The organism is Asticcacaulis sp. AC402, assembly GCF_000495835.1.
Taxonomy (GTDB): domain Bacteria; phylum Pseudomonadota; class Alphaproteobacteria; order Caulobacterales; family Caulobacteraceae; genus Asticcacaulis.
On the sequence record NZ_AWGC01000004.1, the window covers coordinates 169,704 to 193,415 of the forward strand.

19 protein-coding genes are annotated in these 23,712 nt (G+C 61.8%); 9 read left to right on the forward strand and 10 right to left on the reverse strand.

The annotated features are described in order from the left end of the window. The first annotated feature begins 80 nt into the window (after window positions 1–80). On the forward strand, window positions 81–1,085 hold the full coding sequence (locus tag ABAC402_RS23215) for a cysteine synthase A (protein WP_023448042.1): 1,005 nt from the start codon (window positions 81–83) through the stop codon (window positions 1,083–1,085). 3 nt (window positions 1,086–1,088) lie between these two features. Here the strand turns inward: ABAC402_RS23215 and gcvA are convergent, their stop codons facing one another. Next, window positions 1,089–2,054 (reverse strand): transcriptional regulator GcvA, encoded by a 966-nt coding sequence (gene gcvA / locus ABAC402_RS23220; RefSeq protein WP_031235102.1) that lies wholly within the window; start codon window positions 2,052–2,054, stop codon window positions 1,089–1,091. 518 nt (window positions 2,055–2,572) lie between these two features. Between gcvA and cysG the strand changes: the two genes are divergently transcribed. The 5 genes from cysG to ABAC402_RS23245 are packed head-to-tail and all read left to right on the forward strand — an operon-like array spanning window position 2,573 to window position 7,250. Next, complete coding sequence (gene cysG / locus ABAC402_RS23225) at window positions 2,573–3,955, forward strand: siroheme synthase CysG (RefSeq protein ID WP_023448044.1); 1,383 nt, start codon at window positions 2,573–2,575, stop codon at window positions 3,953–3,955. Beyond that, window positions 3,952–4,314, forward strand: a complete 363-nt coding sequence (locus ABAC402_RS23230) for a DUF2849 domain-containing protein (protein WP_023448045.1) — start codon at window positions 3,952–3,954, stop codon at window positions 4,312–4,314. The genes cysG and ABAC402_RS23230 overlap by 4 nt, the downstream gene beginning before the upstream one ends. A gap of 31 nt (window positions 4,315–4,345) precedes the next feature. Beyond that, window positions 4,346–5,989, forward strand: a complete 1,644-nt coding sequence (locus ABAC402_RS23235; RefSeq protein WP_023448046.1) for a nitrite/sulfite reductase — start codon at window positions 4,346–4,348, stop codon at window positions 5,987–5,989. Continuing rightward, the gene (locus ABAC402_RS23240) at window positions 5,976–6,491 is read left to right on the forward strand and encodes a DUF934 domain-containing protein (RefSeq protein ID WP_023448047.1); all 516 of its coding nucleotides are present in this window, start codon (window positions 5,976–5,978) and stop codon (window positions 6,489–6,491) included. The genes ABAC402_RS23235 and ABAC402_RS23240 overlap by 14 nt, the downstream gene beginning before the upstream one ends. Before the next feature lie 15 nt (window positions 6,492–6,506). Then, window positions 6,507–7,250 (forward strand): phosphoadenylyl-sulfate reductase, encoded by a 744-nt coding sequence (locus tag ABAC402_RS23245; RefSeq protein WP_023448048.1) that lies wholly within the window; start codon window positions 6,507–6,509, stop codon window positions 7,248–7,250. Here the strand turns inward: ABAC402_RS23245 and ABAC402_RS39090 are convergent. The 3 genes from ABAC402_RS39090 to ABAC402_RS40615 all read right to left on the reverse strand — a co-directional run bounded on the left by ABAC402_RS39090 (window position 7,247) and on the right by ABAC402_RS40615 (window position 9,692). Next, window positions 7,247–9,178, reverse strand: a complete 1,932-nt coding sequence (locus ABAC402_RS39090) for a caspase family protein (protein ID WP_023448049.1) — start codon at window positions 9,176–9,178, stop codon at window positions 7,247–7,249. The two genes, ABAC402_RS23245 and ABAC402_RS39090, sit on opposite strands and share 4 nt — an antisense overlap. Before the next feature lie 141 nt (window positions 9,179–9,319). Next, a complete protein-coding gene (locus tag ABAC402_RS23250) occupies window positions 9,320–9,616 on the reverse strand; it encodes an NADAR family protein (protein WP_235079899.1) in 297 nt (98 codons plus the stop codon). Further along, window positions 9,555–9,692 carry an NADAR family protein gene (locus ABAC402_RS40615; RefSeq protein WP_023448051.1) on the reverse strand — a complete coding sequence of 46 codons (138 nt, stop codon included), beginning with the start codon at window positions 9,690–9,692 and terminating at the stop codon, window positions 9,555–9,557. Before ABAC402_RS40615 ends, ABAC402_RS23250 begins: the two co-directional genes overlap by 62 nt. A 37-nt stretch (window positions 9,693–9,729) precedes the next feature. Between ABAC402_RS40615 and ABAC402_RS23255 the strand changes: the two genes are divergently transcribed. Further along, window positions 9,730–11,145 carry a DUF6880 family protein gene (locus ABAC402_RS23255; protein ID WP_023448052.1) on the forward strand — a complete coding sequence of 472 codons (1,416 nt, stop codon included), beginning with the start codon at window positions 9,730–9,732 and terminating at the stop codon, window positions 11,143–11,145. A gap of 98 nt (window positions 11,146–11,243) precedes the next feature. Beyond that, window positions 11,244–11,723 (forward strand): hypothetical protein, encoded by a 480-nt coding sequence (locus tag ABAC402_RS40415; protein ID WP_023448053.1) that lies wholly within the window; start codon window positions 11,244–11,246, stop codon window positions 11,721–11,723. Between the two features lie 15 nt (window positions 11,724–11,738). Here ABAC402_RS40415 and ABAC402_RS23265 read toward each other — a convergent pair whose 3' ends face one another. From ABAC402_RS23265 to ABAC402_RS23290, 6 genes are all read right to left on the reverse strand, one after another. After that, the gene (locus ABAC402_RS23265) at window positions 11,739–11,957 is read right to left on the reverse strand and encodes a hypothetical protein (protein WP_023448054.1); all 219 of its coding nucleotides are present in this window, start codon (window positions 11,955–11,957) and stop codon (window positions 11,739–11,741) included. 139 nt (window positions 11,958–12,096) lie between these two features. Further along, window positions 12,097–12,243 (reverse strand): hypothetical protein, encoded by a 147-nt coding sequence (locus ABAC402_RS23270; protein ID WP_155847282.1) that lies wholly within the window; start codon window positions 12,241–12,243, stop codon window positions 12,097–12,099. A gap of 230 nt (window positions 12,244–12,473) precedes the next feature. Continuing rightward, entirely contained in the window at window positions 12,474–17,000 is a 4,527-nt protein-coding gene (gene gltB / locus ABAC402_RS23275; protein WP_023448056.1) for a glutamate synthase large subunit, read from the reverse strand. Between the two features lie 2 nt (window positions 17,001–17,002). Continuing rightward, window positions 17,003–18,475: an NAD(P)-dependent oxidoreductase gene (locus ABAC402_RS23280; RefSeq protein WP_023448057.1), complete on the reverse strand. Its 1,473-nt coding sequence runs from the start codon at window positions 18,473–18,475 to the stop codon at window positions 17,003–17,005. A 536-nt stretch (window positions 18,476–19,011) separates the two neighbouring features. Continuing rightward, window positions 19,012–20,346 carry an ammonium transporter gene (locus ABAC402_RS23285; protein WP_023448058.1) on the reverse strand — a complete coding sequence of 445 codons (1,335 nt, stop codon included), beginning with the start codon at window positions 20,344–20,346 and terminating at the stop codon, window positions 19,012–19,014. 351 nt (window positions 20,347–20,697) lie between these two features. After that, complete coding sequence (locus ABAC402_RS23290) at window positions 20,698–21,858, reverse strand: DegT/DnrJ/EryC1/StrS aminotransferase family protein (RefSeq protein ID WP_023448059.1); 1,161 nt, start codon at window positions 21,856–21,858, stop codon at window positions 20,698–20,700. Window positions 21,859–22,104: 246 nt separating this feature from the next. Here ABAC402_RS23290 and ABAC402_RS23295 point away from each other — a divergent pair, with 246 nt between their 5' ends. Beyond that, window positions 22,105–23,538 (forward strand): aldehyde dehydrogenase family protein, encoded by a 1,434-nt coding sequence (locus ABAC402_RS23295; RefSeq protein WP_023448060.1) that lies wholly within the window; start codon window positions 22,105–22,107, stop codon window positions 23,536–23,538. Window positions 23,539–23,712 lie beyond the last annotated feature (174 nt).

The following is a 23,712-nucleotide window of genomic DNA, read 5'->3' on the forward strand; positions in this document are numbered from 1 at the left end:
TAAATCAGGCGATTAGAATCCATCGCTTGGGTTGCGCCCTCAGATTTGATAGCAAGCGCAACCTTTCCCGGAGCCCCGCTATGGCCAAGACCGTCTCTTCCGTCATCGACCTGATCGGCAATACGCCGCTGATCCGCCTTAAAGCGGCATCGGACGCCACGGGTTGCGACATCTACGGCAAGGCAGAATTTTTGAACCCGGGCCAGTCGGTCAAGGACCGCGCCGCCCTATGGATCATCCGCGACCATGAGGCGAAGGGCAACCTGAAGCCCGGCGGCACCATTGTTGAAGGCACGGCCGGCAATACCGGCATCGGCCTGGCCATGGTCGCCAATGCCTTGGGCTACAAGTGCGTTATCGTGATCCCGCGCACCCAGGCGCAGGAAAAAAAGGACGCCATCCGGCAACTGGGCGCGCAGCTGATCGAAGTCGACGCGGTGCCTTACGCCAATCCGAACAACTATGTCCGCTATTCGGGCACCCTGGCCGAGGAACTGGGCGCAGTGTGGGCGAACCAGTTCGACAATGCCGCCAACCGCCAGGCCCATATCGACAGCACCGGGCCGGAAATCCTGGCCCAAATCCTGGACACGCCCGGTGGCAAACTCGACGCCTTTATTTGCGCCGTCGGTTCGGGCGGAACCCTTGGCGGCCTCAGTCTTTATTTCAAGTCGCAGAACCCGGACATCCAGATCGGCCTGGCCGATCCATATGGCGCGGCGCTCTACAGCTACTACACCACCGGCGAGTTGAAGTCGGAGGGGTCTTCGATCACCGAAGGCATCGGCCAGGGCCGCATTACCGGCAACCTTGACGGTATCACTATCGACCGTTCGTATCAGGTGGCCGATGAAGAATGGTTGCCGGTGCTTTACGACATGATCCAGACGGAAGGCCTGTGTATGGGAACATCGGCGGCGCTAAACGTGGTCGGCGCCATGAAGATGGCAAAGGACCTGGGCCCGGGCAAGACGATCGTCACCGTGCTGTGCGACTACGGCAACCGCTATGCGTCGAAGATCTTCAACCCGGCTTTCCTCAAGGAAAAGGGTCTGCCGACCCCGCCATGGTACGACGTGGCGTAAGTCTCAAATATCCTGGGCGGCGAACACCGGCCGTTCGTCGGCACGCTTGGGCGCCGCATCGCTGCTGGCCTTTGCCTGGCTACGCAGCCAGTCCATAAAGCGCACCTGGGCCGCGCTGGGTTCGCGCGTCTGCGGCCACACCAGCCAATAGCCATAGTCCAGAGGCTTGTCCTTTTCATCGAACAACACCTTCAGCCGGCCCGCGTGCAGATCGGCCTCAGCAATCGTTCGCTTGGCCAGGGCAACACCACGGCCCGAGACCGCGGCCTCGATGACCATGGAGCTTTGATTGAAACGCGGACCGCGGCTGGCATCGACGCCGTCGACGCCATGGGCCTTCAGCCACATCGCCCAGTCGGGACAGGACGGATCGGTCTCGGCGCCGAGATCGTGCAGCAGGACGTGATGCGCGAGGTCCTCGGGCTTGCGGATCGGCGCGGCCTCGAACAGCAGCGGCGAGCACACCGGCACCACCGCCTCGGGCAAGAGATGCTCGACATGCAGCCCATTATAGTGGCCGTTGCCGTAACGCACAGCCAGGTCGATATCGCTGACGGCGAAGTCTACCGGCGCCATATCGGCGCTGACCCAAACATCGATATCTTCGTTAGCGGCGCTAAACTCATAAAGACGTGGCATCAACCACTTGGCGGCAAAGCTGGGCGCGGCCGAAACGGTGACGCGGCCCTTCTGCGTGCCGGACTTCATCAGCCGCGTCGCCTCGAACATCTTCTCGAAGGCTTCTTTCAGAATCTGGGCCGAGGCCTTGCCGGCATCGGACAAAACCACGCGGCGGCCATCGCGCACGAACAGCTCGACACCGACATGGTCTTCCAGCAGACGGATCTGCTGCGACACGGCGCCTGGCGTAACGAACAGCTCTTCGGCTGCCTGTTTGAAGCTTTCGTGCCGCGCCGCCGCTTCGAAAACCCGAAGCGCCGACAGCGGCGGCAAACGATCGCGCGACATAACCTTATCCCAACTGAAGCGGGCGCCGTCATAACGCGTTTCGCAGTTTAATAAAACTATCTGGACATTAATTTGATGAAAGACGTCATTCCGCACCATGTCGAGGCGGAGCGAAGCAGGGTTGTCACCTCTTCCTTCGCGTCTTCGTGTAAAAACGCCGCTGCTCTGTCAAACCGGCCTGGAACACCCAAGCCAGAAAATTTCACGCGAAGTCGCGAAGACGCGAAGAAGAGTTGGGAGCTTTTCGATATGGCTGTGCGATTTGCTGGACCTGATGCCGCGCCATGCGCGTCAGTTGCGAGGATCCAGGACAGGGGTAAGGTGCGCCCATCTGGCTTGTCTGACTTATCTGTGGATACCCTTTTTATCGAGATTTCCAAAGCCATAGGCGTGTCAGAACCACCACCAGCGAGAAGGTTAGTCGCCCTTAACTCAGGCGTCACAAACCATCGCTTTATTTCAGGGGGCAGAAACCCTACATAAGTTTCGGATACGAGACCGTCCTGAGTATAGATCCCATGTTAGCCCTGCCCCTGTCCTGGCCGTTGAAAGACCGCCGCGTCGTGCTGATCGGCGCCGGCGAATGGCTGGTGCGCAAGGTCAACCTGCTGCGCCGGACGCCCGCGCAACTCACTATCTTCACTCCCACCGACCCCACCCATATCGAAGCTGAAGCCACGCTCCACGTCCGCTGGCCGCAGACGTCGGAACTCGACGGCGCCGCCCTGATCGTGGTTGCCTTCGAAGACCGGGGCCTGGCTGAAAAGGGCGCCGAACTGGCCCGCAGCGCGCGTGCGCCGCTCAATGTCGTCGACTTTCCCGATCTGTCGGACTTCCACTTTCCCGCCATCGTCGATCGCGGCCCGTTGAGCATCGGTATCGCCACTGGCGGTGTCGCCCCCGTCCTGGCGCGCGAAACCCGCACCAGGATCGAAGCCGCCATCCCGCCATCGGAAGCCCATCTCGCCGAATTTGCCTTGCGCCTTAGCCCGAAATTGCGTGAAGCCATCCCTAATGTCGATGAGCGCCGACGGGTATGGGAAGATGTCCTGAAATCGCCGGCTGCCGACCTGGCCCGCACTGGTCGGGTGGAAGAGGCCGTCGAACAGGCGTTGGTGACGCGTGGCGAGCGCACGGGCGTCGTTCACCTGGTCGGTGCCGGTCCGGGCGATCCCGAACTGCTGACCCTGAAGGCCCTGCGCCTGCTGGGGGAAGCCGACGTCATCGTTTTTGACCGCCTGGTTGGTGATGCCGTCATGGACCTGGCCCGGCGCGATGCCGAACGCTTCTACGTTGGCAAGCAGCGCTCCAACCACTCTGTGCCGCAGGACCAGATCCACGATCTGCTGGTCGGACAGGCCCGCCTGGGCAAGCGCGTTGTCCGCCTCAAGGGCGGCGACCCCTTCGTCTTTGGCCGTGGTGGCGAAGAGGTCCAGGCCCTGCGCGAGGCCGGCGTCGAGGTCCATGTCACACCGGGCATCACCGCGGCACTCGGTTGTGCTGCTTCGACGGGTGTGCCGCTGACCCATCGCGACCACGCTCAAAGCGTGACCTTCATCACCGGCCACAGCAAGGACGGCGATCACAACAACCCGCTGATGCTGGACTGGTCAGCCCTGTCGGCGCCGCACCACACCCTGGTCGTCTATATGGGTGTGGCCACCGCGCGCGAACTCTCCGGCAAGCTCATGCACCATGGCCGCCTGCCCGATACGCCGGTGCTGATCATCGAAAACGGCACGCGTCGCGAAGAACGCCGCACCCTGACCTCCCTGGGCGAGCTGGAGACGGCTATCGCCGCCGCCGCGCCGCGCGGTCCCGCCCTGTTGATCATCGGCGAAGTCGCGAGCCTCTATGGCAGCGCCGCCGTCACCGAAATCGTCGAGAAAGCCCGCGCATGAAACTGCTCACCGCCAACCGTCTGACCGACGGTCTGACCCTGTGGTACGCTGGTACGCCAGAGTCTGGAACGCAAGAGTCTGGTAAGCCAGAGTCTGGCACGCTGGAATCCGGCGGCTGGGTTGAGGACGCTGCCCTGGCCTCACGCTTGTCGGATGACGACGCCGAAGCCCTGCTGATTGCCTGGAAGCTGCGCGAGACGGACGTTGTGGCACCGTATCTGATCCCGCTCACAGACACGGGCACGCCGGTCCAGCGCGAGCAGGTCCGTGAGTTCGTCCGGGCCAACGGCCCCACTATTGGTCAAACGGCTGACGCGATTGCGTCCGCTCATAATCGTGCCGATATCTTCGAGAACTGATCCAATGTCCGCAACCCAATCCTCGGCAAAAATGTACAAATATGATGACTTCGATCACGCCTTCGTCCGTGATCGGAATATCGAATTCGCCGACCAGGTCGCCCGGCGCCTGTCCGGTGAAATCACCGAGGACCAGTTCAAGCCGCTGCGCCTGATGAACGGCCTGTATCTGCAACTGCATGCCTACATGCTGCGCATCGCCGTGCCCTATGGCGTGCTGTCGTCGAAGCAGATGCGCAAGTTCGCCCATATTGCCCGCACCTATGACCGCGATTTCGGTCACTTCACCACGCGCCAGAACCTGCAGTTCAACTGGGTCAAGCTGGCCGAGACGCCGAAAATCCTGGAAGAGCTGGCGCAGGTCGAAATGCATGCCCTGCAGACCTCGGGTAACTGCATTCGCAACACCACGACCGACCAGTTCGCCGGCGCCGCCCGCGACGAACATAGCGATCCACGCCCGTGGGCCGAGCTTATCCGCCAGTGGTCGTCCAACCACCCGGAATTCACCTTCCTGCCGCGCAAGTTCAAGATCGCCATCACCGGAGCCCGGAAAGACCGTGCCGCCATCCGCGTCCACGACATCGGCCTGCACGCCAAGCCGGAAGGTTTCGATGTCTATGTCGGTGGCGGCATGGGCCGCACACCGTCTTTGGGTCACTGCATCCGCACCGGCTTAGCCGGCGAGCAGCTGCTGAGCTATCTCGAAGCCTGCCTGCGCGTCTATAACCGTTATGGCCGTCGCGACAACATCTACAAGGCGCGGATCAAGATCCTTGTCGCTGCCCTGGGGCCCGACGAATACAAGCGCCAGGTCGAGGACGAATGGGCACGCATGGACCGCGCCAAGGTCGATGCCCCGGTCGCCGAGATCGAGCGCCTGAAGAGCTACTTCCCGGACCCGGACTTCAAGGTCGCGTCCTTCGACCGTGTGGCCTTTGAGCGCGCTCAGACCGCCGACGCGGCTTTCGCCCGCTGGATCAAGAACAACACCAACCCGCACAAGCGCGACGACCACGTCTCGGTGACCATTTCGCTGAAGCCGGTCGGCCTGCCGCCGGGTGACGCCTCCTCGGCCCAGATGGATGTGATGGCCGATGTCGCCGATGCTTTTGGCTACAGCGAACTGCGCGTGTCGCATGAGCAGAACATCATCCTGCCGCACGTTCACAAGGGCGATCTGTACGCGCTGTACACGCAGCTCGACACGGTCAACCTGTCGACCGCCAATGTCGGCAAGATCACGGACATGATTGTCTGCCCGGGCCTCGACTACTGCTCGCTAGCCAATGCGCGTTCGATCCCGCTGGCCCAGGACATTTCGCAGCGCTTCGAAGACGCCAAGCTCAGCGACAAGATCGGCGATCTGCAGATCAAGATTTCGGGCTGCATCAATGCCTGCGGCCACCACCACGTCGGCCATATCGGCATTCTGGGCGTGGACAAGCAGGGCATCGAATTCTACCAGATCCTGCTGGGCGGCCGCGCTGACGAAAAAGCGGCGCTGGGCGTTATCACCGGCAAGGGTTTGCCGGCCGAGGCTGTGCCCGCCGCCATCGAGCGTGTCGTGCGGCTTTATCTGGAACTGCGCACGTCCGACGACGAACGCTTTATCGACACCCTGGAGCGCGTCGGTCGCGAAACCTTCGCCGGAGCCCTGCATGAGCCAGCCTAATTCTGCCCATACGCCTCAGTTGGTCACCCGCGATGGCGATATCATTCCCGACGGCTGGACGCTTTTGGCCGACGACGACACTACCGGCGCCGACGGTCCCTTTATCCTCGGCTTCGAGCGTGCGCTGCGCGAGCTCGACAGCCGTAACGGTCACTATGGGGTGCGGGTGCTGCCGGCCGACGACATCCGCCTGCTGGAGCCTTTCCTCGAAAAGATCACGCTGATCGAGGTCGCCTTCCCGGGCTACCGCGACGGCCGCGGCTATTCGACGGCCCGTATCCTGCGGGAAGACCTGGGCTTTACCGGCATTGTCCGCGCCGTCGGCGACGTCCTGCGTGATCAGCTTTTCTACATGCTGCGCTGTGGTTTCGATGAGTTCCTGGTCAAGGACAAGGACCCGTCCCAGGCCATCACCTCGGCGGCAAAGCGTTTCCAAACTGTCTACCAAGGGGCGGCCGATACCAACCGTCCCGCATGGGCTTTGCGACACACGCAGGCTTAAGAAAGTATCACGGCCATGACCGTCCTGATCGATACGCTGAAACAGGCACCCAGCGATGGCGCCCAACGCTCACGCGACCTGAGCGAACGCTATGAGGGCATGACGGCGCAGGACATCCTGCGCGATGCCATCCGCAACGAGTTCTTTGGCGACATCACCCTGTCGTCCAGCTTCGGCGCCGATTCGGCGGTGCTGTTACATATGATTTCGGAGATCGATCCGGCCCTGCCGGTCCTGTTCCTCGACACCGACCGTCACTTTTTCCAGACGCTGCAGTACCGTGATGAGCTGGCCAGGCGTTTGGGCCTGACCAACCTGGTTAACCTTAAGGCCGACATCGACGAAGCGGCGGTGGAAGACGGCAAGAATACCCTGTGGCGGACCCATCCGGACCAATGCTGTGACCTGCGCAAGGTGCGACCGCTGAACCGTGAGATGGAAAAATGGGGCGCGTGGATATCGGGCCGCAAGCGTCACCAGAGCGCCAGCAGGGCCGGATTGCCGATCGTCGAGTTCGACGGCCAGCATTTCAAGGTCAACCCGCTGGCCAACTGGAATTCGGACGACATCGCGGCGTACTTTGTTGCGCACGACTTGCCGCCGCATCCTTTGGTCGAGCAGGGCTTTCCGTCGATTGGCTGTTTCACCTGCACCAAGCCGGTGGAACAGGGCGCCGATGCCCGTTCGGGCCGCTGGGCCGGCACCGAAAAGGTCGAGTGCGGCATCCATAATCCGATCTACGGCGGCGACGGGATTTAACTTCCTTTATCCTCCACCGCTTTGCCTGCCGGCATGGCTTTTAGCTGCTGTGCGGCCCAGGCATGGCCGCCCTTGCCGGCCAGGTCATACCAGTACCGTGCCGATTTCAGATCCACCGGACCGCCAAGCCCATTCTGCTGCATCATGCCCAGATTGGCCATGCCATTGACGTCGCCACGGCGCGCCGCCGCGTCGAACCACTGACGCGCCTTGGCCAGGTCCTTGGCCACGCCGGTGCCGTTGTAATAGAGGGTCCCCAGCGACGTCATGCCGCCGGCGTCACCCACAGCAGCCGCCTTTTCGTACCATTCGCGGGCCAGGTTGGCGTCCTTGGGCTGCAGCAGGCCCTGTTCGGCCATCAGGCCCAGGCTGTTCATGGCCGGACCATAGCCCATATCGGCGGCGCGCTTGAACCAGCCACGCGCCAGAATATAGTCTTGGTCTCCGGCCTGACCGTAAAAGGCCATGCCTCCGAGCGCTGCCGTCGCGTACGGTGAGCTCTTGGCCGCGGCCTTTTCGTACCAGGCCTTGGCCAGGGCGATATCCTGAGGATGTCCGCCGCGACCATAGGCGTAGAAGATACCGACATACTCCATGGCCTCGGCATTGCCCAAGGCCGCCGCGCTCAGCAGCCATGGCCGCGCCGCGACGTCGCCCGCCGGATCCTGGCCGCCCTTGTTGGCGATCATCGCCATTTGGAACATGCCCTGTGCGCTGCCGGCGTCAGCGGCCTTTTTGAACCACTGCTCGGCCAGGTCGAAACTGGATCCGGCCAGGTAGGCGCGGCCCAGATTGACCATCATCCGACGGTTTTTGGGGTTGGAGTCGACCGCCTGCTGGCACACCGATACGGCGTCGGCCGAAACGATGCTGGCGAAGGCCATATAGCCGTTCGCGGCCGGCCGGTCGTCGTCGAACTGCCCGGCAGCCTTGGCGTCGCAAAGGGTTTCCGAAACCGAGGTCAGGGCCGGCGCGAGGCCTGTGTCGAACGAGGTCGGGTTGCGTGAAATATTGCACAGCGGCGCGCCCAGACGCGTCCGGGCCATCTCGGCGAACTCACCATTGGGATACTTGTTGAGATAGGCGCGGTAATCGCCGCAATCCTTGGCCGAAGCCCAGAAGGTCTGTTCGATGCTCTCGGGCTGGGTCACCACCTGAGGGGCGGTGACATTGATGTTCACCGTGCAGCCGGCGAGGCAGATGACGTCGTAGATGCGGTTGTTCGACCACGGGCGCTGCTTGCGGCCCGTCTGTTTCGAAACCTCGATCTGGACGGCGTCGAAGACCTGGGTGACGCTAAGGCCGGGCTTGACCATTTCGCGCGCCAGGACCGGCGCGTAGACGCCGACGGAGGCAATGTCGCCGAGGTCGGTAGCATAGGCGACCAGGGTATTGGGCTCGGCCGCCACGGCGACCAGGCCCTTGGTGCCGGCCTTGCCGAGGCTAGGGGTATTGCGGCAGGCATCGACGACGATGATTACGGCCGAGGCGTCGGTGCGCGACATCTGGTTGACCAGGTCGCTGAGCTTGACGCCGGAGGCCGGAAGGTCGGCGACGACCTGAACGTCAGCATCGATCCCCAGCAGGTAATTGTCGCCCTTTTCATCGGTCGGATCGGCCATGCCGTGGCCAGTGTAATAGATAAAGCCAATCGCCCCGGGGGAGGCGGCCAGTTTGCGGCGGAAGTCCTTCAAGGTGGTCTGAAGGCCGCCCAGATTGACATTGCGGACGGTGGTGACCTCAAAGCCGACCTTTTTCAGCGCACCGGTGACCTGGGAGGCTTCCTTGTCGGTGTCGGGCAGGGCCGTCAGGTGGGTGTAGCCGACCTGGTTGATGACCAGGGCGAACTTGGCGGGATCGGCGGCATGGGCGACGTTGCCTAAACACCATAGCGTGAAAGCGGCCGCAAGGCTCAACCAAAGCTTCATCCCTGAACTCCCTGAGCGCAATCCAAAAAGTGGCTGCCACTTTTTGGATAAAATTGCGCGACCGCTTAAATGCCCCGGTATTCCGGAAACCTTTGAAATGTGGTGCCACAAATGGAGACCGGATACAAGTTACAGCCTTTGTCACCTCAGGTGACGGCGCACGTTCATCAGGATGCGGCCGAGATGGTTCAGGCCGGAACCGTCCTGGCCGCCGCCCCAGAAATAGTCGCCCGGAGCGTTCTCGATAATGTCGTCTTCGCCGCCCGATAGCAGCAAGTCGCGCGGCACGGCATGGGTCTGGAACTTTTTCAATACGGCGGCGGTCATGATCGCAATCTTGACCTCTTCCCAGTCATCCCTGGTCCGCACATCGCGATCACGGCCCAATTCTGCCGCGCGCCTGGAAGTAGTGCTCGACCGTCGGCCACCACAGGCCATCCATCTCGACGCCATGGCGAGAGACGTTGGAAAAATCGCCATAGGGCTGGTCAGGTGCGTAGAAATAAACAGGCATGTTGCCTTCTTATCCGACATGAACGACTTTGCGGTCCATGGCCTCCAAGACGACTCTCAACGAAAAGAACCTCGAAGCCCTGGGTGCGGAACGTTTGGCCGCCCTGCTGATGGAGATCAGCGCCGGCAATGCCAATGCCAAGCGCCGGCTGCGCATGGAACTGGCCGGGGTCGAAAGTCCGGACAAGCTGGTCCATGAAATCCGCAAACGCCTGACCTCGATCGGCAATGCCACCACAAATATCGGCTGGCGCAGCCTGAAGGCCTTCAAGGCCGACCTGGACAGCCAGCGCCGCCTGATCGTCGACCAGGTGGTCAAGGCGTCCCCCGGTGACGCTTTGGACCTGTTGTGGCAGTTTATCTTCTTCAGTGCGTCGGTGCTGGAACGGGCCAGCGACAAGTCCGGTGACGTCTTTGCCATCTTCCAGCAGGCCTGCGAGGATCTGGAGGCCATCGCCACCGCTGTTCGCCCGGACGTGCCGGGCCTGATTGAAAAGGTGGCGTTCGCCGTCCTGATCAACAGCTATGGCCAGAACGATGCCCTGATCCCCATCCTGGCGCCGCTGTTGGGGCCTGAGGGCTTGCGCGAAGTCCGCACACGGCTTCTGGCCAGCGGAAAGGCGGTTGAGACCCGGCCGGCCGCCGGCACGCGTCGTATGTCGCGGTGGCGGCGCGGCCGCGTCCAGCAGCGTGAGGCCCTGCGGCGATCGCGCTCGCAAATAATCCATCAGGCCCTGCTTGAAATCGCCGATGCCCTGGGTGACGTCGACGCCTATATCACTCTGCAGCCGGACATTCGCCTGCCGGAGGTCGCAGCAGACGTTGCGGAACGCTTGTTGCAAGCCGGGCGTGCCGAAGAGGCCCTGGTGGTGCTGGACAAGGCCAAGGGCGAACGGCCGGTGGCGTGGCAGACGCAAAGACTCACGGCTCTGGAAGCGTTGAATCGTGGCGAAGAGGCCCAGGTCTTCCGGCTCAAGGTCTTCCATGACAGTCTGAACCGTGAGTTTCTGAAAGCCTATCTCAAACGTTTGCCCGATTTCGACGATATCGAAGCTGAAGAGGCGGCGATGGATTTCGTCCTGACCTATCCAGATGTTCATGCCGCGCTGAACTTCCTGATTGCCTGGCCAGCCCTGGATCACGCCGCAAAGCTGGTGATGGCCCGGTCAGCCGATATCCGCGGCAGGGGAGACGACATCGTGCCGGTTGCCACTGAAAAGCTGGCAGCACGTTATCCCCTTGCGGCAATCCTGCTGTTGCGAAGAATGCTGGATGCCAATCTGGCCAACTACCGCGATATCGACCTTGTGCGGGCGGCGGAGCACTTCGACGAGGCCCGGCGACTGGCGGCGCGGGTCGAAGATTACAGCGGCTTCGAAAGTCAGGAAAGCTACATCACAGAACTGCGCATTCAGCACAGCCGAAAGCACGACTTCTGGACCCTGGTCAACTAGCCTGCTCTGGAACGCATTTCTTTCACTGTTACCAATGATCGCTTGCCAGACTGCAATAAGTGGCGCGAACCTGAAAAAACAGTGAAGGACATCTGTCTATGCGCGCCCATCTCGCTTTCGCTGTGTGGGGGCTATGCGCCCTGGTAACGGCTTGCAATGCCCCGCCCGCCACGTCGCAAGATGATGGCAAGATCGACGGAAAAACCGCGACACAATGGGAAGCCGAGGCTGACGATGCCTTGGTTGAGGCTGATATTGCGCCGCCTCTGCAGGATCAGCAGGCCCCCAAGCCCGTGACGACAGAGCCCGGCAAAATTTGGGTCGGTCCCTATCGCTGCAGCACTTTTGTCGATCATCTGCAAAATGCGCCGGGGTTCACCGTCAATGGCGACGGCAGCTACACCCATGACCAAGGGTCGACCGGCACGATTTCACGCGATGCGACAGGTCTGGTCCTGTTCTCCGGCGGAGCGCTGGACGGCCGGGCGGCGAAGTACGAGGTTGACCTGGGGGGGCGTCCGACGCTGCGGCTTTATGATGGAAGCCGCAGCCAGACGGTTATTGACTGCCAGAAATAGCTTGCCAGAAGTAGTTTAAACGTGACGCTGACGGCGCTTGGCGACCATCAGACCAAGGCCTGCCAAGACAGCGATGCCAATGGCCGTGCCGGGCCGGCGTTCGACGAAATCGCGTATCGGCGCGGGGAGTCTACTGATCAGGTGACCGCCGGGCAGCTTGTTGATGAAGCTGCCGCGAGGCGCACCCGATTGGGTCGGGGCAGGTGTGGTGGCAGAGGTTTTGTGACCGAACATGAGGGAACTCCTGTGTATCGAGCCGCGTTGCACGGCCTTCCACGACAGGATTACCACGCTCTCCGATAAGGCTTCCGCGCGTAATCCGGCGGTTGGAATCAGGATGTCATAAGCTGAAGTTGCGCAGTCGCACCAAACATCAGAAGAGTTTTTGGGTGAAGCTGATGTTCGAGATGCTCGTCGCGGGACTGGCCCGGCGGATGGCGTGCAATTGCGTACCCGTCAGGGGACCATCGTCCAGTTCATAGTTCGGCAGGAGCGCTTTCGCCGGTTGCGGCGATGGCAAGTTTTCAATTTTGGCTTTTTTTCCGCTCGGCATAGGCGCCACTTTACACTGTGTTTTCAGCGGCGTCGACGTGTCGCGATCAACGCGACATAAACCAAAGGTGCTCTGAGCTCCCGGCTCCTCCTCCGTCTCGACGCATTACGCCTTTGGCTTCATTTGCTCGCCACCTCCCCCGCACGCGGGGGAGGATAAGACAGAAGGCGGTCCCGTTTGGAACCGCCTTTTCAGTCTTAAGCCGAAGCCTTTTCCAGTCTTTCCTGGATGGCCAGGATCTCGTTCGGCATGACCTCGACAAAGGCCGCCAGGCTGTGCTCCCAATCGTCAAGAATGGCCTGGGCGCGCGGCGACAGGGTTTTCTCCAGGTGCTTTCCGATCAGCGCCTTCAGGTTGGCTGCATTCTTGTCCGGAACGCTGCGCAAGGTCACGCCCTCAGGATTGACATAGGACGCCAGCGTCTTATCCGGATCGTAGATATAGGCGACCCCCCCTGTCATACCGGCCCCAAAGTTCGCCCCGACCTTGCCCAGGATAACCACCTGGCCGCCGGTCATGTATTCGCAGCCATGGGCGCCAACGCCTTCGACCACCGCCGTGGCGCCGGAGTTACGGACGCAGAAGCGCTCACCGGCTGAACCGGCGATATAGAGCTGGCCCGAGGTCGCACCGTACAGAATGGTGTTGCCGGCCAGCGCCTGATGTTCGTGCCACACCTTGGGACGAACCACGATGGTGGCGCCCGACAGACCCTTGCCGACATAGTCATTGGCCTCCCCGATCAGGTTGATGGTCAGGCCCTTGACCGCGAACGCGCCCAGGGACTGGCCGGCCGAACCGCGCAGGTCCAGGGTCAGGTGACCTTCGTCCAGCGTATTGCCGAACTTGCGCACTAGCTCCGACGAGGTCCGGGTCCCAACCGCCCGCATGGTGTTGCGGACCTCATGGGTCAGTTCCATCTTCTCGCCGCGTTCCAGCAGCGGGCCGGCGTCGCGGACGATCTGGGCATCCAGCGTATCGGCAACCGCATTGCGTTCGTCGGCCGGGGTGATGGGCGCGGTCGGGTCCATCTCGACCTTGACCAGCAGCGGGTTGAGGTCGAGGTCGTCGAGGTGGGCGCCACCGCGCGACACCTGATGCAGCATGTCGGTGCGGCCAACGGCTTCCTGAAGACTGCGCAGGCCCAGCAGAGCCAGGATTTCGCGAACCTCCTCGGCGATGAAGGTGAACAGGTTGATGATCTTGTCCGGTGTGCCGGTGAACTTGGCGCGCAGGCGTTCATCCTGGACACAGACCCCGACCGGACAGGTATTCGACTGGCACTGACGCACCAGCAAGCAACCCATGGCGATCAGGGACGCCGTGCCGATGCCGAACTCTTCAGCGCCCAGCATGGCGGCAATCACGATGTCGCGGCCCGTACGCATACCGCCGTCGGCACGCAGGCGGATCTGGCCGCGCAGGTTGTTGAGCGTCAGTACCTGGTGGGCTTCCGACAGACCCAGTTCGAACGGCAGACCAGCGAACTTGATCGAACTCAGCGGCGAGGCACCGGTACCGCCGACATGGCCGGAGACCAGGATGGCATCGGCCTTGGCTTTGGCGACGCCGGCCGCGACTGCGCCGATGCCCGACTGCGACACCAGTTTCACGGTGACGCGGGCGATCGGATTGATCTGCTTCAGGTCATAGATCAGCTGGGCCAGGTCTTCGATCGAATAGATGTCGTGGTGCGGCGGCGGCGAGATCAGGCCGACTCCCGGCGTCGAGTGACGCATGCGGGCGATGAATTCGGTCACCTTGAAGCCGGGCAGCTGACCGCCTTCGCCGGGCTTGGCGCCCTGGGCGACCTTGATCTCGATCTCGCGGCACTGGTTGAGATATTCCGCCGTGACGCCGAAGCGGCCCGAGGCGATCTGCTTGATGGCCGAGTTCGGGTTGTCGCCGTTGGCGCGGCGGTTGTAGCGCTCCGGATCCTCACCGCCCTCACCCGACACCGAACGGGCGCCGATGCGGTTCATGGCGATGTTCAGGGTCTCGTGGGCCTCGGGCGACAGCGCCCCCAGCGACATGCCCGGGGTGACGAAGCGCTTGCGGATTTCGTTGACGCTTTCGACCTCTTCGATCGATACGGCGGCATACTTGCTCTGCCAGTTGAGCAGGTCGCGCGGTGCCGTCGGATGCGTTTTCGACATCTTATGCACCAGGTCGGAATAACGCTTGAAGGTCTCGTAGTCCTTCTTGGTCGTCGCTTCCTGGAGCAGGTGAATAAGCTTGGGCTGGTAGTAGTGAGTCTCGCCGGCGGCACGCATCTTGTAGAAGCCGCCGATATCGACGACCGGACGCTTGGCTGCAAAGGCCTTGGCGTGCAGCTCCGACAGCTTGTGCTCGATGCCCGACAGGCCGATGCCGGAGATGCGCGAGGTCACGCCCGGGAAGTATTCAGCGACCAGGGCGCGCGACAGGCCGAGCGCTTCGAATTCGTAGCCGCCGCGATAGGACGAAATAACCGAAATGCCCTTCTTGGCCAGGATCTTCATCAGCCCGGCTTCGATCGACTTCTTGTAGTTCAAAAATGCCTTGTGCTCGTCCAGACCGGCATAGCGGCCTGCGGCCAGGCGTTCCTGCAGCAGTTCCAGCGACAGGTAGGGATTGATCGCCGTGGCACCGACCCCGACCAAGACGGCAAAGGCGTGCGGGTCCATGGTTTCGGACGAGCGGACGATCAGCGACACAAACGAGCGCAAGCCCTTCTGGACCAGGCGCGAATGCACGGCAGCGGCCGCCAGGATCGCCGGTACGCCGAGACGGTCAGCGCCCAGGGCCTCATCGGTCAGCACAATCATGCTGGCCTTGTCTTCGGCCACGGCCTTGACGGCCTCGTCGCGCAGGCGTTCCAGAGCGCCCTTCAGACCCTTGCCGGCCCCGATCTCTCCGGTCGCAAAGGTACAGTCCAGTTTGGCGACCTTACCAGCCGTGTCGAAGGTGATCATGCGCTCGTACATGAGCGTGGTCAGGAAGGGGCTTTCCAGCACAAAGACATCGGTCTGGGCCTCGTCCTCGGCCAGGATATTGCCGAGGTTCTTGAAGCGCGTCCGCAGGGACATGCCCTGGGCTTCGCGCAGCGGGTCGATCGGCGGGTTGGTGACCTGAGCAAAGTTCTGGCGGAAAAAGTGCGCCAGCGGGCGCCACTGTTCTGACAGCACAGCGAGCGGCGTATCGTCGCCCATCGAGCCGATGGCTTCCTTGCCGTCCTTGACCATGGCGTCAAGCACTGTGTCGAGGTCTTCGATGGTAAAGCCGGCGGCGATCTGGCGGCGGCGCAGTTCCTCTCCGGTATAGGCGCGCGGTTCCGGACCGGGGGCGATCAGCGGCTCCAGCTCGATCATGTTTTCGAGCCAGCCGCGGTAGTTGTGCTTGCTGGCCAAGGCCTCGATGATGTCGTTTTCGGCGTAGAACCTGCCTTCCTGCAGGTCGACCCCGATCATACGGCCGGGTGCGATGTGCAGGCGGCGCAGGATGCGGTCTTCGGCCACACCGGTCATGCCGGCCTCGGAACCGACGATCAAAAGGCCGTCACGGGTTTCGGTAACGCGCAGCGGGCGCAGGCCATTGCGATCCTTGCCGGCGATAACCCAACGACCGTCGGTGGCGCAGATGGCGGCCGGACCGTCCCACGGCTCCATCACGGCGTTGCAGTAGGCGTACAGGGCCTTGTGCGAGGGCGAGACGGTGGTATCGTTGGCCACGGCTTCCGGGATCAGCAGGGCCTTGGTCATCGGCGCCGACCGGCCGGCACGAACCAGAAGTTCGAAGACGTTATCGAGCGCGGCCGAGTCCGAACCGCGCGGCTGGATCACCGGCTTCACGTCGGAGGCCTGGTCGCCGAAGGTCGTGGCGGCCATGCGTATTTCGTGCGACTTCATCCAGTTGACGTTGCCGCGCAGGGTGTTGATCTCACCGTTGTGGGCCAGCATGCGGAAGGGCTGGGCCAGGCGCCATTCCGGGAAGGTATTGGTCGAGAAGCGCTGGTGGAAGATGGCCACGCTGGAGATAAAGCGCGGGTCCTTCAGGTCGAGATAGAAGTCATCGACCAGCTCGGCGCGGAACATGCCCTTATAGATCAGGGTCTTGGCCGAGAAGGAGCAGAGGTAGCAGTCGAGATTGGCTTCGTCCACGCGCTTTTCGATGCGGCGGCGGCACAAGAACATGGCGCGTTCCAGGGCTTCGCCCTCCAGACCGTCGGGGGCGGCCATCATGATCTGCTCGATTTCCGGGCGCGTCGACATGGCGCGGCTGCCCAGTTGCAAGACGTCCACCGGCGGCTGACGCCAGCCATAAAGGTAGAAGCCCGAACGCAGGATTTCGGATTCGACGATGGTCCGCGCCGATTCCTGGGCGCCGATGTCCGAACGCGGCAGGAAGACCTGGCCGACCAGGACCGGGCCCGAACGCGGCGTGTGGCCGATATTGCGGACCTGCTCGCGGAAGAAGTCCTGCGGCACATTGATCATGATGCCAGCGCCGTCGCCGGACTTGCCGTCGGCATCGACGGCGCCGCGGTGGAACAGGGCCTTCAGCGCCTTGACCGCCAGGTCGACGACATCGCGGCGGGGCTGACCGTCGATGGCGCAGACCACGCCGACGCCGCAGGCAGAGATTTCGGTGGCCGGATCGTAAGCGTGGCCGTCGATGAGACGCTGACGCTGGTCCTGGTAGTGCTTGTACGAATCAAACGCTTTTTGGTCAGAAGAATTTGGCATGATTATTCCGCGGCTCCCACGTGTTGGAGCGAAGTGACATCGTCATTGGCCGCCTGCATCAGCAGTTCGGTCGACAGATAGTGGTGGATGTCGGCGGCGGCGTCCTGGCCTTCGCGTACGGCCCAGACGACCAGCGAAGCGCCACGGACAATATCGCCGGCAGCAAAAACACCCGATACCGTGGTCTGGAACTCACCGGCCATGGTTTTCAGGGTGCCCCAACGGGTGACCTCCAGGCCGGGTTCGTTGAACATGACCGGCAGGTTTTCCGGCTCGAAGCCCAGGGCCTCGATGATCAGGTCGGCCGGCAGGTCGGCCTCGGCCCCGTGAATGTCCTCGACGCCCTGACGCCCTTGCGCGTCCGGCGTGGTCAGGCGCATGCGCTGGATGCGCAGGCCGGCGACCGTGCCGTGGTTGTCCAGAATGGCCTTGGGGGCCGACAGCCATTCAAAGCGCACACCCTCTTCCTCGGCATTGGTTACTTCACGGTCGGAGCCTGGCATGTTGGCGCGGTCGCGGCGGTAGACGCACGTCACCGACCGGGCACCCTGGCGAACAGCGGTGCGCACACAGTCCATGGCGGTATCGCCACCGCCGACAACAACCACGTTCTTTCCGTCGGCATTCAGCTTGCCGCTGGTGAAGTCCGCAATGTCGTCGCCGAAGCTGATCTTGTTGGCAGTGATCAGGTAGTCGAGCGCCGCGATAACGCCGGTCGGATTGGCTGTCGGTACCGTCAGCCGGCGCGCCTTGTAGACGCCGGTGGCGACCAGGATGGCGTCGTGCCTTTCGCGCAGTTCCCCGAAGGTGATGTCCTCGCCGATGTTGCAGTTCATGACGAACGCAACGCCCGATTGCGCCAGCCGGTCGGTGCGGCGGGCGACGACGTGTTTTTCCAGTTTAAAGGAAGGAATGCCGTAGACCAGCAGGCCGCCGGCGCGGTCGTAGCGGTCATAGATGGTGACCTGGTAGCCAAGGGTGCGCAGGCGGTCGGCCGCGGCAATGCCGGCCGGACCGGCGCCGATGATAGCGATGCTTTGCGACCGCTCGATATCCGGCTCGATCGGTTGGATCCAGCCCTCCTCGAAGGCCATGTCATTGATGTAGCGCTCGACGCTGCCGATGGTGACGTTCTGCCATCCCGACTGTTCGAGAACGCACGCCCCTTCGCACAGGCGGTCTTGCGGACAGATGCGGCCACAGATTTCCGGCAGGGTCGAGGTTGCCGCAGACAGCTCATAGGCCTCCTGCGGGCGGCCTTCGGCGGTCAGGCGCAGCCAGTCGGGGATGTTGTTCGACAACGGACAGCCATGCTGGCAGAAGGGTACGCCGCACTGGGCACAACGCGACGCCTGGTGCAACGCATGTGTGGGTTTGAAATCGGCATAGATCTCATTGAAGTTGGCGACGCGTGTTGTCGCATCGGACTTCGCCGGACCTTTTTTGACCTCAACCACAAAGCGGTTCGTATCCATCGTCTAAACCCTTAACTATGCCGTATTAGCCGGCTGTGACAGCCGCCGGCGGCTTTAAGCGGAAAAGCCCCTGCGGGAAAAGGAAAATTTGCAACTTTCGCCATCCTGTCCCGCCGAATTTCCCGGTCTATGACAAAAATGCCGTGGTGGTATCGAGTGATACCATGTTTTAAGCAGGGTTATTCGCCCGGTTGAGCAAAAATCCTGCCATTTCGTCACTTGGCCGCACGTTTTTACCACTTGTGGCCATTATGCCAGGGCTTTGCGACTAAAATCTGCCCCGATATCGCAAAGGCGATATCGGTTCTTTCAGCTCAAGCGCCGGACCAGGCGCCCCCCATGACTTCTCTCGCTTTAGCGCCGCGCTACCGCATCGCTGCTTGAGCGCTAAGCTCGGGCGGCCAGTCGGCCTTGCCAAGCTACATGAAGTAGAAGCCATGCAGCCTGGAAAACCTTTCAGCCTTAACATGCGAACCCCCTCGTCGCTTGGCAGCGCGAGGGGGACCTTTCGAACTCGGCACTGAAGTCGTTTCGGACTATCCGTGCAAGGTCTCCCCGTGCTGTGACATGTCGAGACCCTCGATCTCTTCCTCGTCTGTTACACGCAGGCCTGTTGTGTATTTGCAGATCATCAGGATGAGGAATGTGAAGACCGCGCTCCAGGCGATGACCACCACCAGGCCAAGGAACTGTTTCAGGACGGTCGCATCCTTGCCCAGCGCGTTGATCGATTCATCGGCGAACACGGCTGTCAGGATAGCGCCAACAAAACCGCCGACACCGTGCACGCCAAAGGCATCCAGCGAGTCGTCGTACTTGAACATATTCTTCACATAGGTCGAGGCGAAGTAGCAGGCCACGCCGCCGAACAGGCCGATAGCCAGGGCGCCGGTCGGATTGACGAAACCGGCGGCCGGCGTGATGGCAACCAGGCCGGCGACCAGCCCCGATACCAGACCTAACAGGGTCGGCTGCTTGCGCTCGATCCACTCCGGCAGGGTCCAGCCGATGATACCGGTCATGGCGGCGACGATGGTGTTCAGCATGGCGACGGCGGCCAGTTCATTTGAGGCCCACACGGAACCGGCATTGAAGCCGATCCAGCCGACCAACAGCATAGCGGAGCCAATCATGGTGTAGCCGAGGTTATGCGGTGCCATATTGTCGCGGCCGAAGCCCTTGCGCTTGCCCAGGACGAGGGCGGCAACCAGGCCGGCGACACCCGAATTGACGTGGACAACAGCGCCACCGGCAAAGTCCAGGACGCCCATCTTGGCGCCGACAAAACCACCGCCCCACACCCAATGGCAGATCGGCACATAGACCAACAGCAGCCACAGGGCGGTGAACAGGACAAAGGCCGAAAACTTCATGCGTTCGGCGATCGATCCGGCGATCAGGGCCGGCGTGATGATGGCAAACGTCATCTGGTAGGCGATCCAGAGATATTCCGGCAGGCCCTTGGCCAGGCTATGCGCCGTCTGCAGCGTCACGCCCTTCAACATCACAGCGTCGAAACTGCCAATAAAATCGTTGATGCCGTCGGCGGACTTGCCGAAGGCCAGGGAGTAGCCGACCAGTATCCACAGGACAGTAACGACGGCCGAAACGGCTACCGATTGCGCCAGGGTCGACAGCAGGTTCTTCTTGCGGACCATGCCGCCGTAGAACAGAGCCAGACCCGGCAGGGTCATGAACAGGACCAGCACGGTTGACAGGATCATGAAGGCCGTATCGCCCGCGTTCAGTTCCAGCTTGACCTGGTGGGCGAGGCCGCTGAAGGCTTCGACAGATGCCGAAACCGAGCTTGCCGCTTCCGGGGCAGCGGGGGCTGCCGCTTGTGCTGCGCTACTGACCGTTGCTGCCGTCATTTATCCGATCCCAGCCGATTAACCTAAAGTGCCACATGGCACCGCAATGCCGGATGCCATCCAGTGTGCAGGCGCGAAATGTGACGCATGTGTGTCCATAACAGCAGTCTGAACGATTGAAAAGTCAAACTTTTCGCGCGCGCTCACTATTTTTCGGAAATTTTCCCACGTCTTAGGAAATTTCTACGGTACCGGCGAAAAGGTGAATTCGACAAGAAGTGGTTTGGAACCGCGAATAAGCGCGAATTAAGTGAGCGCTTGAGCGCTCATTAGATTTGGAGACTCGTTGGCACCCCGGAACGATCGTGAAATTCGCGTTTATTCGCGTTCATTCGCGGTTACAAAAATCATTTACCCGTTGAAGGAGGTCACAGCGGCGACGATCTGATCCTGGGTGGCCTCGTCGAGATAGGGGCTGAACGGCAAGGAAATCACCGTCTTCGACCTGGCTTCCGACACGCTCAGGTCCCAGCCGCCCGCCGTGTACATGGAATAGCCCGGCTGCTGGTGCAGCGGGATCGGATAATAGACCGCCGACGGCACGCCCAGGGTCCGCAGGTGCGCCTGCAAGCCATCGCGATTGTCGTGCTCGATCGTGTACTGCGCCCAGGTCGAAATATAGCCGTCCTTCACGAACGGCACGCTTTTCACCCGGCCGTCCAGAAGCTGGTTGTAACGCTTGGCCACACCCTGGCGCAGTTCGATCTCTTCGCCGAAAATCTCCAGCTTTTCGATCAGCACCGCCGCCTGGATGGTGTCGAGGCGGGAATTCATGCCGACGCGGACATTAAGGTACTTGGCTTCGTGCTCGAAGTTCATCGTCGCGACATCGGTCGGCGTAGCGCCGCCGTGGACCCTGAAAGATACTAGCTTCTCCATCAGGGCGTCGTCATTTGTGACGACTGCGCCGCCGTCGCCATAGCAACCCAGTGGCTTGGCGGGATAGAAGCTGGTGGCGGTGGCGACGCACCACTCCAACGGCTGGCGGTTGTCGATGGTGCAGCCGAAGCCCTGGGCCGAGTCGCAGATCAGCGGCAGGCCATGCTTGCGCGCAACCTCGGAGAGCGCCGGATAGTCAGCCGCCTGGCCGAACAGGTCGACGGCTATGATGGCGGCGGGCTTCAGGCGGCCTTCTGCGGCGACATTGGCAATGGCAGCGTCAAGCTTGGCAGGATCGATATTGTAGGTATCGCCCAAGATGTCGACGAAAACCGGCTCGGCGCCGGTCATCGGCACGACCTCAGCTGTGGCGACGAAGGTAAAGGCCGGCACGAAAACAGCATCGCCGACGCCGATCCCAAGACCCAGCAGGATCAGTTCGATGGCGTCGGTACCGTTGGCGCAGGACAGACAGTGCCTGGCGCCGGCAAAGGCGGCCATATTGGCTTCGAAGGTCTTGACCTCCGGCCCCATGATGTAGGCGCCGTGCTTGATGACCTTGAGCACGTTCGCTTCGATTTTGGCGCCGATGCGCTCGCGCTGAACGCCGAGGTCGATGAACGGGATGGCCATGGGACTACGCCTTTGGGATACAAATGAACTAGCCCTGCGCTTTAGCAGGCTCAAAAATCCATGCACCTCAAAAGGCATTACCCAAAGTTTCAATAATTACGAAAACTTGTCTCCCGACCAGGGTGACATTTGGCAATTGTCTGACTATATAGGCGCCACAAGATGCGTCTTGTTAACGCTACCACGAAGGCTTATAGAGCCCGCAACACATGCCAACCCAAAAATGCCAACCCCAAGGAGAACGTCATGTCGGCAAAAGGTAATCTGATCAACGGTGCGTGGGTCTTCACGGACAAGACCTTTAACGACATCAACCCCTCCGACACCAACGACATTATCGGCACCTACTCGACCGCCGGCGAAACCGAGGTCAAGGCCGCCATCGCCGCCGCCCGTGAAGCGTTCCAGACCTGGCAGTATTCGACGCCGCAACAGCGCTTTGACGTGCTCGACAATGCCGGCACCGAAATCCTGGCCCGCAAGGCCGAATTGGGCGCCCTGCTGTCGCGCGAAGAAGGCAAGACCCTGCCGGAAGGCATCGGCGAAGTGACCCGCGCCGGCCATATCCTCAAGTATTTCGCCGGTGAGGCCCTGCGCGCCCACGGCGAGGTGCTCGACTCGGTCCGTCCGGGCGTGAAGGTCGAAATCACCCGCGAACCGGTTGGCGTCATCGGCCTGATCTGCCCGTGGAACTTCCCGATTGCCATTCCGGCCTGGAAGATTGCCCCGGCCATTGCCTTTGGCAACACGGTCGTCTTCAAGCCAGCCGAACTGACCCCGGGCTGCGCCTGGGAACTGAGCGACATTCTGAACCGAGCCGGCTTGCCGAAGGGCGTGCTGAACATGGTCTTCGCCCGCGGCTCGGTCGCCGGCCCGTACATGATCGACGGCTGCGACGCCATCTCCTTCACCGGCTCGGTCCCGACCGGCACCCGCGTTCGCGACCAGGCCGTTGCCAAGGGCAAGAGAGTCCAGTGCGAAATGGGCGGCAAGAACCCGGTCGTCGTCCTCGATGACGCCGACCTCGACAACGCCGTCAACTCGGTGCTGAACTCGTCCTTCTTCTCGTCTGGCCACCGCTGCACGGCCTCGTCGCGCATCATCGTCACCGAAGGCATCGCCGACCGCTTCGTCGAAGCCCTGGGCAAGGCCACGGCCGCCATCAAGGTGGGGGATTCGCGCGCCGACGGCGTCCAGATGGGCCCGATCGCCAGCCAGGAGCAGCTCGACATCGCCCGTGATGCTGTCGCCAAGGCCAGGGCAGAAGGTGGTGTGGTCGTCGCCGGTGGCGAAGACCTGACCTTTGGCACGCCGGGCTATTATTACGCCCCGACCCTGATCGACAAGACTACGGCCGACATGGCGATCAACAAGGAAGAGGTCTTCGGGCCGGTGGCTTCGGTCATCCGCGTCAAGGATCTGGACGAAGCCATTGCCGTTGCCAATGACACCGAAATGGGTCTGTCGGCCGGCATCTGCACCAGGTCGCTGAAATCCGCTGAGACGTTCAAGCGCAAGATCCAGTCGGGCATGGTCATGGTCAACCTGCCGACGGCAGGTGTCGACTATCACGTGCCGTTTGGCGGCCGTAAGGCGTCGTCATTTGGCCCGCGCGAACAGGGCGCCTATGCCGTGGAGTTCTACACAATTGTAAAGACGGCCTATACTTTTCCTCTGTAATACCAACCCGCGAAAATCTTGACTCATCGTGGGTTGGCAAGCGCGACTGCGCGCCCGAGCTTTTGCGAGGAGCCATGCGGCGCCTGAGCTGAAAAAAAACGAATACAAAGCGTCATTCTTTATGAGGCTTGGTATAAGGTCTCGCCTTGTATAAGGTATCGCCTTGGCGATCAC

Coding starts and splice junctions, on each gene's coding strand:
- ABAC402_RS23280 (WP_023448057.1), bottom strand. CDS start 18,475: ATGGATACGAACCGCTTTGTGGTTGAGGTCAAAAAAGGTCCGGCGAAG.
- ABAC402_RS40415 (WP_023448053.1), top strand. CDS start 11,244: ATGCGCGCCCATCTCGCTTTCGCTGTGTGGGGGCTATGCGCCCTGGTA.
- ABAC402_RS23250 (WP_235079899.1), bottom strand. CDS start 9,616: ATGGCCTGTGGTGGCCGACGGTCGAGCACTACTTCCAGGCGCGCGGCA.
- ABAC402_RS23240 (WP_023448047.1), top strand. CDS start 5,976: ATGAGCCAGCCTAATTCTGCCCATACGCCTCAGTTGGTCACCCGCGAT.
- ABAC402_RS23285 (WP_023448058.1), bottom strand. CDS start 20,346: ATGACGGCAGCAACGGTCAGTAGCGCAGCACAAGCGGCAGCCCCCGCT.
- ABAC402_RS23230 (WP_023448045.1), top strand. CDS start 3,952: ATGAAACTGCTCACCGCCAACCGTCTGACCGACGGTCTGACCCTGTGG.
- ABAC402_RS40615 (WP_023448051.1), bottom strand. CDS start 9,692: ATGCCTGTTTATTTCTACGCACCTGACCAGCCCTATGGCGATTTTTCC.
- ABAC402_RS23245 (WP_023448048.1), top strand. CDS start 6,507: ATGACCGTCCTGATCGATACGCTGAAACAGGCACCCAGCGATGGCGCC.
- ABAC402_RS23255 (WP_023448052.1), top strand. CDS start 9,730: ATGGCCTCCAAGACGACTCTCAACGAAAAGAACCTCGAAGCCCTGGGT.
- ABAC402_RS23265 (WP_023448054.1), bottom strand. CDS start 11,957: ATGTTCGGTCACAAAACCTCTGCCACCACACCTGCCCCGACCCAATCG.
- ABAC402_RS23290 (WP_023448059.1), bottom strand. CDS start 21,858: ATGGCCATCCCGTTCATCGACCTCGGCGTTCAGCGCGAGCGCATCGGC.
- ABAC402_RS39090 (WP_023448049.1), bottom strand. CDS start 9,178: ATGAAGCTTTGGTTGAGCCTTGCGGCCGCTTTCACGCTATGGTGTTTA.
- ABAC402_RS23235 (WP_023448046.1), top strand. CDS start 4,346: ATGTACAAATATGATGACTTCGATCACGCCTTCGTCCGTGATCGGAAT.
- ABAC402_RS23295 (WP_023448060.1), top strand. CDS start 22,105: ATGTCGGCAAAAGGTAATCTGATCAACGGTGCGTGGGTCTTCACGGAC.
- cysG (WP_023448044.1), top strand. CDS start 2,573: ATGTTAGCCCTGCCCCTGTCCTGGCCGTTGAAAGACCGCCGCGTCGTG.
- ABAC402_RS23215 (WP_023448042.1), top strand. CDS start 81: ATGGCCAAGACCGTCTCTTCCGTCATCGACCTGATCGGCAATACGCCG.
- gltB (WP_023448056.1), bottom strand. CDS start 17,000: ATGCCAAATTCTTCTGACCAAAAAGCGTTTGATTCGTACAAGCACTAC.
- gcvA (WP_031235102.1), bottom strand. CDS start 2,054: ATGTCGCGCGATCGTTTGCCGCCGCTGTCGGCGCTTCGGGTTTTCGAA.